At 34.6% G+C, this 13,467-nt stretch carries 12 protein-coding genes and 1 pseudogene; 7 read left to right on the top strand and 6 right to left on the bottom strand.

The features are described 5' to 3' along the window. Nucleotides 1-19 precede the first annotated feature (19 nt). Nucleotides 20-1,153: a glycosyltransferase family 2 protein gene (locus WIW89_RS00590; RefSeq protein WP_337719356.1), complete on the top strand. Its 1,134-nt coding sequence runs from the start codon at nt 20-22 to the stop codon at nt 1,151-1,153. A gap of 1 nt (nt 1,154) precedes the next feature. Here WIW89_RS00590 and WIW89_RS00585 read toward each other — a convergent pair whose 3' ends face one another. Further along, a complete protein-coding gene (locus WIW89_RS00585; protein ID WP_337719355.1) occupies nt 1,155-2,351 on the bottom strand; it encodes a glycosyltransferase family 4 protein in 1,197 nt (398 codons plus the stop codon). 36 nt (nt 2,352-2,387) lie between these two features. Further along, a complete protein-coding gene (locus tag WIW89_RS00580; RefSeq protein WP_337719354.1) occupies nt 2,388-2,963 on the bottom strand; it encodes a glycosyltransferase family 4 protein in 576 nt (191 codons plus the stop codon). Between the two features lie 226 nt (nt 2,964-3,189). On the opposite strand from WIW89_RS00580, the pseudogene WIW89_RS00575 reads away from it, so the two are divergent. Then, nucleotides 3,190-3,968 (top strand): annotated as a pseudogene (locus WIW89_RS00575) (transposase). 84 nt (nt 3,969-4,052) lie between these two features. On the opposite strand, the gene WIW89_RS00570 reads toward WIW89_RS00575, so the two are convergent. Beyond that, entirely contained in the window at nt 4,053-4,397 is a 345-nt protein-coding gene (locus tag WIW89_RS00570; RefSeq protein ID WP_337719353.1) for a hypothetical protein, read from the bottom strand. Between the two features lie 170 nt (nt 4,398-4,567). Here WIW89_RS00570 and WIW89_RS00565 point away from each other — a divergent pair, with 170 nt between their 5' ends. The 3 genes from WIW89_RS00565 to WIW89_RS00555 all read left to right on the top strand — a co-directional run bounded on the left by WIW89_RS00565 (nt 4,568) and on the right by WIW89_RS00555 (nt 8,211). Next, nucleotides 4,568-5,530, top strand: coding sequence for a glycosyltransferase family 2 protein (locus WIW89_RS00565; protein ID WP_337719352.1), 963 nt, complete (start codon nt 4,568-4,570; stop codon nt 5,528-5,530). Between the two features lie 44 nt (nt 5,531-5,574). Further along, complete coding sequence (locus tag WIW89_RS00560) at nt 5,575-7,116, top strand: oligosaccharide flippase family protein (RefSeq protein ID WP_337719351.1); 1,542 nt, start codon at nt 5,575-5,577, stop codon at nt 7,114-7,116. 69 nt (nt 7,117-7,185) lie between these two features. Next, entirely contained in the window at nt 7,186-8,211 is a 1,026-nt protein-coding gene (locus tag WIW89_RS00555) for a glycosyltransferase family 4 protein (RefSeq protein ID WP_337719350.1), read from the top strand. 223 nt (nt 8,212-8,434) lie between these two features. Here WIW89_RS00555 and WIW89_RS00550 read toward each other — a convergent pair whose 3' ends face one another. The 3 genes from WIW89_RS00550 to WIW89_RS00540 form a co-directional block, all read right to left on the bottom strand. Next, nucleotides 8,435-8,806: a hypothetical protein gene (locus tag WIW89_RS00550; protein WP_337719349.1), complete on the bottom strand. Its 372-nt coding sequence runs from the start codon at nt 8,804-8,806 to the stop codon at nt 8,435-8,437. A gap of 154 nt (nt 8,807-8,960) precedes the next feature. Continuing rightward, nucleotides 8,961-9,320 carry a hypothetical protein gene (locus WIW89_RS00545; RefSeq protein ID WP_337719348.1) on the bottom strand — a complete coding sequence of 120 codons (360 nt, stop codon included), beginning with the start codon at nt 9,318-9,320 and terminating at the stop codon, nt 8,961-8,963. 115 nt (nt 9,321-9,435) lie between these two features. Further along, on the bottom strand, nt 9,436-9,897 hold the full coding sequence (locus tag WIW89_RS00540; protein WP_337719347.1) for a glycosyltransferase: 462 nt from the start codon (nt 9,895-9,897) through the stop codon (nt 9,436-9,438). A gap of 134 nt (nt 9,898-10,031) precedes the next feature. Here WIW89_RS00540 and WIW89_RS00535 point away from each other — a divergent pair, with 134 nt between their 5' ends. After that, a complete protein-coding gene (locus tag WIW89_RS00535) occupies nt 10,032-11,639 on the top strand; it encodes a hypothetical protein (RefSeq protein WP_337719346.1) in 1,608 nt (535 codons plus the stop codon). Between the two features lie 179 nt (nt 11,640-11,818). Continuing rightward, nucleotides 11,819-12,862, top strand: a complete 1,044-nt coding sequence (locus tag WIW89_RS00530; protein WP_337719345.1) for a glycosyltransferase family 4 protein — start codon at nt 11,819-11,821, stop codon at nt 12,860-12,862. Nucleotides 12,863-13,467 lie beyond the last annotated feature (605 nt).

Here is a 13,467-nt window from a genome sequence, read left to right as displayed (position 1 = left end):
TTATTCGTATTATTATGTCATGCTATCAATTGTTATTCCTACTTCCAATGCTGAGGATACAATTGGTGAGTTATTAGAGAGTATTAAAGCTCAAGACTTCCATGACGATTATGAAGTAATCGTAATAGACAACGGTTCTAAAGATAAGACTGAAGAGATTGTAAAAAAATACATAGACCACTTACCGATAAGATACTATAAATATGAGGAAAAACTAGGTCATGCAGGAGCTATAAATGAAGGAATAAGTAAAGCTAAAGGAGAATACATTTTAATTTTACACGACGATCTAGTTCTAGGAGATAGAGACTGGATTTCAGTAATGCTTGAAACGGTCAAAAAAGATGAAAGGATTGGCATAGCTTCTTCGCTTTTCATTACCCCAGTTGAAAAACTCAGGAGTACGGTAAATAAAATATTCTCATATATTTACATATTAGGGTGGCACGATAAAGTACCTAACTTGCCTATAATGGAAGTACTATATAGCGGGCTAAATAACGATCTCATTAGAAGAGAAGTTATAGAGAAAGTCGGCTTGCCTGATAACTCATACAAATACGGTATGCACGACATAGATTTCGCTGAAAGGGTTAGAAGGGCCGGATATAAGATTGTATTAAATCCTAAAGTACATGTGGAGCACTTACTTTCTTATTACCAAAAATCATTAAAATCTCATTTGGTTAAAGCGTGGCAATATGGATTCCCATCAGCGATAATTTTGAAAAGGTACAAATATTTGCCCAACTTAGATAACTTAATTTACTTCCTAAGCGTCTTTTTCTTCTTATTAAGTTTTGTTCTCCCCTTTTATCCTCTTCTTTTCTTTGTAATATTACTCTCACTACTCACTTTTCCATTAGAACAGCCTAACTTTTATAAGAAGAACAAGTATGTGATCAGAGCTAAGAAAATTGCCATAAGCTATTTACTAGGAGCTATTGCTTACTTAATTTTTCATCCATTATTCTTTTTAGCTATTGGAGGGTCAGTAATACTCTATAGAACTGTTACTAGTGCGTTGATTTCCTATAAGGAGCTAAGAAACTTAAAGGTAACCCTAGGTGTTATTCTGCTTTATCCTATATGGACTTTAATTAACGGTAGTTCGGTACTCTCTGGTATTCTCAAGTTTATATTTACAAAATAATTCATTCACTTAATTCTTTATACAATTCTATTATGTCGTTAATTATCTTATCTGAATTATACTTTGCTAAAGCGTTGGCTCTGGCCCTTTCTCCCATCTTCTTAATCTCTTCTCTGGGAATCAATGATATTTTATAGAGAGCTTCAGCAAATTCCTTAACATCATAGGTATTAACGTGAAAACCATCAACACCGTCAGTAACTTGCTCAACTAACCCTCCATTACCCTTAGTTACAAGCACTGGTCTACCAGAAAGCATTGATTCTGTTACAACTCTAGCCCATGTATCAATGTTTAAACTAGGTACAATAACGACATCAACGTCACTTAAAATTTCTCTCATTTTCTTTACATACTCTTCATAAGGAACTCTTTCTGTTAGGATTACATGTTCAGTTAGTTCTAGATCCTTAACAATCTTAACCACTTGTTTCGATTCCAGGCCTCCAGGGACTTTAAGCCTTAAATTGCTATTTTTCTTCAAGGCTATTGCAAAAGCCTCTACCAAGTTGAATATACCCTTCTCCCTATCTGGGTAACTAAGGTATGCAAAAGTGAAAAACTTATCATTTGGATTATAAGGTACATAATCTATGTTTTTTGTAAGTGCATTAATGTTAATAACTTTTATCTTCTCTTCGGGAAAACCTCTAGATATTAGTACGTCCTTTACTACCTTGCTTACAGCCAAAATTGCTGAGGCAGAAGACACGTTTTTCTTTATCCTTTCCATTTTCCTTATTGCGTAAAATGCCTCAAGCGATGACGTAAACAAAGATTTGCTTTTCTTACTTCTTATAGCTCTACTCACCTTACTCACGGTTTTGCAATCACAGTCATTACAAGTCATTGAATTAAAGTAACAAGTTGGCCACCAGTACTGTATTGTTATTACGGTCTTTACTCCTCTCTTTTCGGCTAAAGGTATTATACCGTGCCAAGCGTTAGCTATGTGAAGTATTGAACCTTTTTCTGGGTTAATCTCGTTGAGAACCCTCTTTGAGTAAGATGTACTATTAAGCATCGTCTCTTCTCCGAATATCTTACTTTTAGGATGAGGAGGTAATACATTAAAGTTGGAGGGAAAAGAAGTATACATCTCCACGTCTATACCTTTCTCCTTTAGGAACTCGTACATTAGCAAAGTAGTAGCGTAAACTCCTCTCTGTCTCGTCTCTAATAAAATTCTAACCCTCAATTTAATCAAATAATTGGTTGTCACACAGTATTTAAATTATTGTAAACCTATCGCCTCTTTAAATCGCTTCATAAACTCTTCAAACCTAAATTTCTTAGCAGTCTCTATTGCACCTAATGAAAGCCTATCAGCCTCCGACGGATTATCTAGCAAGTACTCCACGTATTCGGCAATCTTTTTGTAATCATCTACTTCAGCTATTAGGGAATTGTAATTGTGTATTCCGTATTCTTTAGACCCCTCAGTTCTCGTCATTACTACTGGAGTTCCGGAAGCCATAGCCTCTACTGGTGGGAGCCCGAAACTTTCTAACCTTGATGTATAAACGAAAACATAAGAGGATGCGTATAAATTTGCCAGCTCTTCCCATGAAAGTCTGGGATGTTCTATGTAGTTAAAGCCTAGATCTCCTAAACTAACGTTGTCAAAGTTAACTATGTGAATTTTAAAATCTTTTCTCTTTCTACAAATTTCATTCATAGCTTTTACAAATGTATCAAAACCTTTTGTAGGAGCCGTACGGGCTATGGTCATTACTATTTTTTCCCTCTGTGATGGTTTAACTAACTGAGTTCTAAAGAACTCATCACGAATAAATATTCCTATTTGCAATATTTTTTCTTTACTATTAAATTGCTTAATTATATTATCAGTGTAATTCGAAATGCTTAGAAAGGTAAGATCAGAGGAACATGCTTTTGATATATATTTTTTGACTCCCTTCCTGCTTTGTGGGCTACTTCAGAATTATACAAAAAATTATAAAAAATAATTACGAGTATTACTCTTGTGAAAGAGTGAGTACAAGAGGGATTGGCACAAGTACGACGAGAACGTCATAACGAGATACACCCTTATGTTTCCCTTCTACATCTTCGAACACTGGTTTACTAGCAGAGGAGAATAGATATGCAAAGAAAACCTACAAGGCACCAAAGGAGTTCAACGAATTCCTAGCATTCCTCCACTTGTTCTTACCTTATAGGGCCATAGAAGGAGTATTGAGAGCACTAGAGAGACTGAAAATCAAATTCGAGGTAAATGACCAACTTGAAGTAATAGCAGACGCAACGGGAATAAGCACAAACAAGGGAGGACAATACATCATAGCAAAATGGGGTAAAACCAAGGACTCAAAATTCCTCAAGATCGAAATAGTAATGGATAAAGACCAATTCAACATAATAAACGCCGAAGTAACCACCAACGAGGTTGAGACAGCAGTAAAGACAGTTAAGGATTTACAAGACAAGGGAAAGAAAGTCAAGAAATTTTATGCAGATAAAGCTTATGACGCTAATGAGATTTACAATACCGGGGTTGAGGTCGTTGTTCCACCTAGGAAGAACGCTTCTACTAGACGTGGCCATCCAGCTAGGAGAAAGACCGTAAGGGAGTTCAAGAGGTTATAATCGTTGGAGAGAGGAGAAGGGTTATGGTATTAGGTGGAGGATTCAGTCCTTATTCTCAGCTGTGAAGCGTACTTTTGGGGAATCTGTTAGGGCTACAAGCTTTTTGGGACAAGTGGTTGAGGCTAAGCTCAAGTTCTGGGCTTATGCATGGATGGTCCACTTGGCTAATTCTTTAATTGGTGGAGCTCCGGGTATTTGGGTGTGAGCTTGCAAATAACGTTGAAATAAATATTAATTACTGAAAAATTCTCAGTGTATCATATCATGCTTATGAAATAAATTGAAGATATCAACAAAGCACTCCCTTCCATTGATCATAAATAAAATAAGCGTCAATTGCGTCTTGGAAAAATACATATTTTCCACCAGCTCTTACAGTTGGTAATATAGTATACCATGATGTAGCAATTACTATATCATTCTTTACTTTCTTAACAAGATTTGCTAGTATTCTCACATTAGTCTCATAAAACAAGGTTGTAGCCCAGCTAAATCTCTTAAAGCGCCTATTAGATTCTAAAAGAAACTGTATTGAAAAGAGAGGACGTAAAAATTTCTTTTGTGTAAGTACATTAGCATATCTTGTAGGATTATAACTAGAATAATTCCATCCCACTAAGCTAACTAAATTCACAGTATGCCCTTCTTTAGCTAGTTAATCTGCGATCTATAAATTACTAATTCAAACCCAGTTCCTCCTAATCCCCACATTGCAAAAGTTATATTAGCCATGAAATGTAATGAGCGAAAATAAGGTTAAAAATTATTATCAAACCTTTTATTCTCCTTATTCTTATTCTTTTTGTGCCTTTCATTTCAGTTATTATTACTGCTCATAATAGGAGGGAGTTTTTACTTGAGGCTGTTAACTCTGCATTAAATCAAACCTTACCGAAAGAGGAGTATGAAATAATTGTTGTAAAGAATTTCTCAGAATACGATGACATTTTAAAAAACCTAGGTGTAAAAACTGTATTTTCTAATGAAGAGAATCAAGGTGCAGATATTGTCAACGCTTTGTCGTATACAGAAGGTAAAGTTATTTGTTTTCTAGACGATGATGATATATGGGTTCCATGGAAACTAGAAAAAGTTAAGGAGGCATTTAAGGAAGAAAGCTTAGGCTATTACCATCACGCTCTTTTAGCTTTTAGGCAAGGGGAGAATATAAGTGAACTTATAGACAAGTTGAAAGAAAATGACAAAGAATTCATGAGAAATAGGTTCATTGATCTAAGCCCAGTTAATTCAAGTTCTACTTGTATTAGGAAGGATATTCTAGTGAAATACGTTTCACAGCTAAAAAAGGTAAGATACTTTATTGATAACTTTTATTACTATTTTGCACTACTTAAAAACTACAAGATTAAGTTCGACCCCGTTATATTAACTTTATATAGATGGCATTACAATAATTCTACTGCTTTAAAAGAGAAAAGCTTTCAAGAATGGTTAGAGAAGAAAATAACCTTTTATTCTAATCGATATGAGCTGTTACTAGAACTTATAAGTACTTGTAAATCAGAAGGAATAAGCAATACCGTAGTTAAAACACTGTTAGCTCAGGCTTTAAGTGATAAAATAACTGTAACTAGATTATCTAAAGACGGACTGTATAAAGCAAATTTTAGTGATTACTTGAAATACGTTAGTCTGGATTATAAAAACCTTAGAGGAATTTTACTAGCATCGTTAATCTTTATGCCTAAGTCCGTTCAACTATACGTTGCAAGGAAGTGGTACGAAAAGGAACAAAAAGCTTCATAATATACTGTACTAAATTTTTATATACATACAAGGTTATTGACTTAATGGGTGATATATCTAAATACGCTATCACGTCTTACCTCCACATCTTAGTAGGCACATTCTCGGCAACGGTTCTACTAGGCTTAAACACAATCATTGTAGGTAGACTATTAGGACCTGAAAATTACGGTTTATATACTCTTTCATTTAGTATTCCTTACTTTCTTTTAGGCTTCATAGATTTAGGAATGACTACTGCAGCGCAAAGATATATTTCGGAATTCATGGCTAAAGGAAAATTAGCAGGTGCGAAAAAGGTATTTCAAATTACTACATCTTACATGCTTACATTATCCTTGGTTTTCACAGTACTCTTCTTAATCTTAAGTAATTACATTGCGAGTTCAATACTAAATAGACCAGAATTAGTTATTTATTTAAGGATTTCAGCATTAATTATTCTCTTAGAAACAGTATTTAGGTACATTAGTTATAATCAGTTACTAGCATTGGGAAAATCTCACGTAAGTTCATTTTTAGATTTCTTATATGCATTATTGAGGTTTATTTTAGCGCCATTATTAATAATTCTAGGTTTTGGGATAGCCGGGGCGATCTTTGGTGCACTAGCGGGATATGCTGTTGCTGGGATAGTTGGGATCACTTATTTGCTCTACATTTTTAGGGGGATAAAAGCTGAAGGAGATATATCATTAAAGAGTATTTTCTCTTATAATATACCGTTTACGATTTTAGGTATAATAGGGTTAATTTCTGGTGAAGTCCAATACATCTTACTTTCCCGACTAATAATTGCCTCAGATATAGGTAATTATGCTGCCGCTAACAACTTAACTAGTATTATAACCATTTTTACTTCTCCCTTAGCTCAGATAACTTTACCTACCTTCTCTAGGATAACTGACGAAAGACAGTATGCTGAAGCAGTTATGAAGTATTCCAGATACGCTTTACTAATAACGTTGGAAGCACAAGGGATGCTATTTTCCGTTTCATTTCCCCTTGTTTACTTACTTTATGGGGAGAAGTACTCATTATCCCCCTACTTACTTCAGCTTTCCTTGATCCTCTCGATCTTGACCTCGTTTCTTTCTCTCTACGGAAGGAATACTATCTTCTATATAAAAAGAATGTACAAGATTCCAATTGTAGAGAATATAATTAATATTTCCGTATTTATACCACTAACATATTTTCTCCTCTTACGTTTTGGTATTGTGGGCATGATATTTTCAAGTTGGGCTTCATCAATTGTATCCACAATTTATGAGGATATACAGTTAAGTAAATTAATAGGATTAAAATTGAAGGAATCAATTTTCACCCTTATTAGGATTGAAATTATAGCACTGATCTCGCTCATATTACCCTCTGCCATAGAGTTCAAGATCCCTTATCCTTACAACCTTCCACTTTCTCTGGCAACTTTTATAACTCAATATATAATATTGATAGCATTTTCAAAAACAATCTCTGCTGTTGAAATTAAGGAAATCGAATCAGCACTTGAGAACAGCAAGCTTAATATTATTTTGAAACCATTACTGAAACTAATTCTCATTATTTCGTCATTACGAGTTTAAATCCTCCTCACTACTTAGTGTGATACTTATGGCTTAAAGCTTAAAGTAGTCTAATTATACATTACTATTGTGAGAATAATAATAACGAGAAGAGAGCATCTTGATGCCCTAGACGGCGTCAGCAGGTTTGTTTTCACATTAGGGGAAGGAATGAGGAAATTAGGTAACGAAGTATTTTTCCTTACACATCACGTTGAACGCGATTTTTCCCCTTTGGAAAGATGGGGTGCTGATGCTAAATATAATGCTTTTTCAGTACCTAAGCCTATAAAAAAAGTAGTTATTGATTGGTTTTTTGAGGGTAGCAAGGTAGTAAATGAGCTTTCTCCAGATTTGGTCATAATGAATGGAGTTGCGTGGATTAGAAGTAAGGCTAAGAAAATTGCAGTAATTCACGGTAATGGTCTTGATGAAGCTAAAAAAAGTAAGGTAAACGCGTTAGCTTTACGCTTCCTTTATTCCAGGCAAGATTATGTCGTGTGTATTTCGCAGAAGGTTAAGAGAATGGCTTCAGAGTTGGGCATTAAATGTCATGAAGTTATACCGATTCCCTTTAAGAACGAGGGATTTAAATCCTACCCTAGAGATAAGAGAGAATTTATCCTTCATGTAGGGACTAGAGGTGAGAAAAACGTTCCCGTTTCTGTTGAGGCTGTTAGGCTCTTAAGGGAAAGAGGGTTTAACATGAACCTAGTTATAGTAGGCCCTGCCGCTCATTACTGGAAGGAAAAGTTTAAATATGACTGGATTATCCCTAAAGTCGTAGATAATGAAGAACTCAAAGAATTATATGCAAGAGCTATAGCCTTAATTTTACCGTCTACATTTGATACTTTTTCGTATACGACTCTCGAAGCTTCAGCAAGCGGTACTCCAGTTGTTGGTAGTAATTGTATTCCAGAAGAGGCTTTAGTTGATGGATACAATGGTTTTAGAATTAATGGAATTAATCCTAACGATTACGCTGAGAAATTAGAGATGATATTATCAAACTATGAGTTATGGGAAAAGATGAGCGATAATGGAAAAAAGCTAGTAGAAAAATATGACTATATTTCCATATCTAAAAAATATCTGGATTTAGTATCTGATTAGTTGTTGAGAAATATTAATTATGAAATCGTATTAGTCAAGTGCATATTGATGCATAATCAACTAAGAAAAGCCTATTACTGTTCATTTGATCCCATAACATTTAGATTATAATTATACCATTTCTTTATTGCATATTCCTTGATTCTCTTAGGATCAAAAGGTAGAAATCCGTATAAAAATGACTTTAAACTACGTTGATAGCTAAGGTATTTAATAAGCTCTTTTAATGTGAGTTCATTTTTGTATTAGGTAATCTACTATAAGTGATAGTCCAGCCTAGATACATAGCTTCAAGGTGAGAAATTATTTTTTTCTTGTATTCATCTGCTATTTCACATTTAAAACGGGAGAAGATGTTTAAAAATGTCAAGTAGTCAACCTTATATCTTTTGCTCATTTTAGACAAATTAGTTAGCCAATCTTCATAATCACTTATTCTATCTACATTGGTATTAGTATTATGGACTCTTCTTAAAGTTAGTATTTTATCGTCAAATACAAAATCTCCACCGTGACAATATGCTAAGTAAAATAGTAAAACATCAACTGAGATAGAAACATTTTTGATCTTATCTAACTGAAATAAAAGGCACAAAAAGAACAAGAAAAAGAAGAATAGAATTTTAACGTCTTTGTTTTCAAGATATTATAGGAGTTTGATTTTACGTTGGCATTCTAATGTAAAATAATTATGTATAACTAATATTGTACTACTTAACAGTACGGCTATAATTTAGTTTTTTAGATAATTAGCATTTTAATATTCTACAATTACATTTTAGTGAGGGATCAAATTGCTTAGTGAAAACCGAATAGTTACCGCAATCATATTCAATTAGTTTGAGGAAATTATTTAGTAAAATCTCTCTTACTTTATTATAGTCAATTATATTCGATCGCCTTTCTACGATTGGTGGATAAATGAATTCGTTATCTATTCCGTATTTTTGAGGGTCATCAATGTTATAAAAGAAGTTCCTTAGTGTAAAATTCCGATTATTTAGCTCTTCTGAGTTCCTATAAATTCCTTCTACCTTTGCTACTAAGAATACTAACGGTTTAGCTAGCTCTTCTACTAAAGTCTGTTGTCTTTTTCTCATTAATTCCATAAAACTGTAACCAGAACCTCTAATATTATCAATTTTCCATCTTAGTTCTCTTTTTAAATACTCTCTCCAATTTTTAGCATATCTCTTTTCTCTATGCCCATTATATACGAAATTTTTACCTAATAATTATTGGGAGTCCGTACTGAATTTTCATTCTAGAAAGGAATTCCCAATCTTCACCCGAGTTCAGATCTTTCCAATTTCCTCTACTTAATATTTCTTCTTTAATTCCAATGAATGTGATTGCTCCATGAAGTATTAATGCATTCTTAATTCCAGATTTAACAATTTTTCTGAAGGCTGGAGTATAAGATACGTCAAGATCCATATATGCAGTAATTGAATTATCTGGACAATGTTTTAATGCAATTCTTCTTCCAATACCTCTTGAAGACTCAAACCCAAGTATTGTTAAATTAAACTCTTTTCCAATTTGCTTTAGTTTCTCATATGTACCATCAGTTGAATAAGAATCGACAACTACGATAGCAGAAAACTCAGGCTCAAAGACGCTTTCTATGGTATTTAGTACAGTATTTACTGAATTATAAACAGTACCGTAAATGCATATATTCATCGACTCTCTGTCTAACTTTTGTGTTATAAAATTTATTGAGGAGCATTACTGAGTAAATATCGCATATAATGTAGTAAACACGCATAGGTAAGCTAAGGATAATAAATATAAGGTTTAGGTGAAGAGATAGTGTAATGGCTGTAAAAATAGGGAGAAGCATATTACCCTCATTTGTAGTCTCCTTATCAGTTTTAGTAGTTTTAACAATTTATACGCTTACGCTCCTATCATATTCTAGGCTAATGGGGTTCAAGGACTATTTTAGTCAAATGAGCTTAGACCCTTACGCTTTTCCCCTATTCTCAGTCCTCACAGCCCTCTCCTTCGTTTTAATTTATTTGAATAAAAGAGAGAATAAGAGCTTAATCTTCTTAACAATTCCCTTAATAGCGTTTATTTTAGCTCGATTTTACTTACCTTGGTTCTCATTTCCTCAATATGGCAGTGAGTTTTATGACGCAGGAGGATTTTTAGCAAGGACAGAATATGTGCTCTATACTGGTCATACTACACCAATTTATCCCCTTGATCAAATAGTAAGGCAAGAGCCTGGATTTGAATGGGCTAACGCTATGCTAATAGATATAGTGAATGGTATACCCACATCACCTACAGCTTTTATTCTCGCCTTCCTCGTAAAGTACTATAACGTAATGGAGGTCTTGGTTTACACTCCAATAGTCCTATACGTCTTCCGAAAATTAGGTTTAGACATATATAAGAGCTTTATAGGTCTCATAATATTCTTCGGCTTCGAGTTCTCGCCAAACCTTCATTACGTAGACCAAACTTACGCTACGCCCCTTTACTGGTTACTTCTTTTATTAGTTTACTTAAGCGTTAAGGAAGGGGGGCTGAAACATTCAGTGCCAATAGCAGTGCTATCATCAGGGATAATACTATCTCACTTAGGCGTTGCGTTCTTTTCCTTCTTCGGGCTTTTAGTAATTGCTCTTTACTATTTAAGGAAGAACAGAACGCCACTTTATTATACAGCGCTGTTCGGAATAGGTTGGATAAGTTACCTTAATTACCTAGCTATGGTTTACGCTGGTTACGTAGTTTTAGGTTATGATGTGGCAACGTTTTACACAACGCCTTCTAGTGCGATTACTGTAGTATCACAAGATTTATACAGACCTTTGCCTTTATGGGCTGAAATAGTGTTTTACGAAGCAATATACATGGCTATAATAACTTTGACTCCTGCACTGCTATTTTTCTTACTATCGCGTAAGAGCGATAAAAAAGAGGAATACTTAATGCTAGCTGTGTTGATACTCATTACTTCCCTAATAGTGGGTCCGGTATCAGCAAAGTTAGGCGGTGCGGGTTATATTACGAGAATTCCGCAACAGTTAATGCCATTTATGGCAATAGCTTTTGCCGAAATATCTTTCTCCAGAAAGCTTAAGCCTTTATTCGCAACCATGGTTATTATCCTAGTGTTAATTGGTTCACTTTATTATTATGAGGGTAGGAATTTTGAAGCCACGCTTAATAATAATTACTTTGAATTCCTTTATACTTACGCCGTGTCCAAACCTCCTTCGTTCCTCTTAACGGCTTATTGTCCTTTAAGTATTAACGCTACACTTACTGGGTATTCAATTTCAGGTTTGATACAGTCTTATTATTATGAGTACGGTAACCTCTCGGTAATTCAAGAGATAGTTTATAATACGAGTTTGAGGGACGAAATAATTTACATGGCCCCTGGTCTTGTTATTGGAATTAGCTGAGGTCAGGGAGGAGATATCTAGCTACTTCTTACCACTAGTATCGTAACTTTTCCATGTGTGTCAATTTCAGATGTATACCTAAAACTATGAGTGTAATAAATTAGTATTACGACGAGTAATTATGATGGTGGTATATTCTTAGGAAAAATTTAAGTTCGTTTCTTGCTTTTTAATAATTGATGAGAATAGCATTAATCCATCATAGTGTTTGCGGTTACGGAGGTATGGAGATTGTTTCTCAAAGGCTTTACTATTACCTGACTAAAAGGGGATACGAAGTAACACTCTTCTCTACCTCAGCCTGTCAAGGTATGAACGTTAGGCAAGTTAAAGTCCTTAAAATCAAACCGGATATTCAAATACCTCTAGAAAAGGTAAATGGAGATTATGAAGTAGTTCACGTGCTTTCCTTTTTGAGCTATTTTAATATTTCAGTATCCTCAATGCTTAAAGGTAAAAAAGTGGTGAGTTTTCTAGCCGCAAAGACTTTAGGGACTCATCCAAATTTGTTTTACAGACTGGTTGGTCCTATTTACGAGGACTACATTATAAAAAAGGGGTTGAATTTAGCTAACGCAGTAACAGTGAAAAACTTGGGCGATAAAAAAGTTCTAGAGAAGTATAACGCAAACCCTTTCCTAATTCCTGATGGGTTAGACGACGTATATTTCAAGCCTATAAATGAGGATTTTAGACAAGAAGTGTTAAAACGTTTTAACCTAGAAGAAGGTGAGTTTGCACTTTACGTGGGAAGGATTCATAAGTTGAAGGGCGTCAAGGTCTTTATTAAGGCTCTACAATTGTCTAATTTTAAGGGCGTAATAGTTGGTAGTGGTGATAAAGTTGAAGGTACGAATGTTGTTTATGCGGGTTCTCTTGACGATCTGAGCAAGATCGCTTTAATAGACTCGTCATGCTGTGTAGTTATTCCGAGCCTTTCGGATTTCGTTGAGGGCTTCTCTATAGCAGCCTCTGAAGCTTGGGCCAGGCGGAAACCGGTCATTGCTTCTTCCGTAGGTGCTTTGAAGTATAGGGTTAAAGAGGGGGTTAACGGTTTTCTGTTTAAGCCCGGCGATTATAAAGCTTTAGCTAACATTTTGCCAAAAGCTAAGGACTCCAAGGTTAAGGAAATACCGGAGGACGTTTTGCCTTGGGAAATGGTTGTGAGTATGTATGAGGATGTATATAAGAAGACCTTAGAAGATAGTAATTTTGAAAAGTAGCTAAAGTATAATAGGTAGAAAAACGCTAACTACATCTTGTCAGGTAGGTCTTTTATTCTCTGTCTAGAGCATTAAGAAGTAAGTTTTAGGTTCTTACGTCTTTACTACATAATAGCAAAAAGAGTATCCCCCAGCATATACGAATGAAATATTTTTAATTCTCAGATTATTTTTGAGAATAATTTGTCTCCTATCGATATAGAGATTCATAGAAGCTGATCATGCCCTCGGCATAGAGTTTACGTCCTTTGGCAATTCAAAAAGTAAAGAGGAGGTAAAATAGAGTAGTCATTGTATCTAATATTTATAACCCCCTTGTATAATATTCTCCTATGAAGACTTTAGGAATAATCCTTATTGCTCTTTCCCTTCTCGTGATCGCTCTTTACGCTTACGGTCTTTTCTTCGAGTGTGGACAACAATTTTGTTAATTTAATATAATTTTATTCAACAATCTTTTCTCGTTCTGTAAAAACTTGTTTTTGCGTAATACTATTTAAGGGTGAGCACGGGGTTTTTATCTTGGTGAGCACATGGGAATCAAGTGGAAAGTTCCCGTGCTCACCCAAATTGTATTATTGTTATTTGAGTATATTAATGTTAAG

The sequence above is a fragment of the Stygiolobus sp. CP850M genome (assembly GCF_037389425.1).
Lineage (GTDB): Archaea > Thermoproteota > Thermoprotei_A > Sulfolobales > Sulfolobaceae > Stygiolobus.
This window is presented reverse-complemented; position numbering and strand designations above follow the sequence as displayed.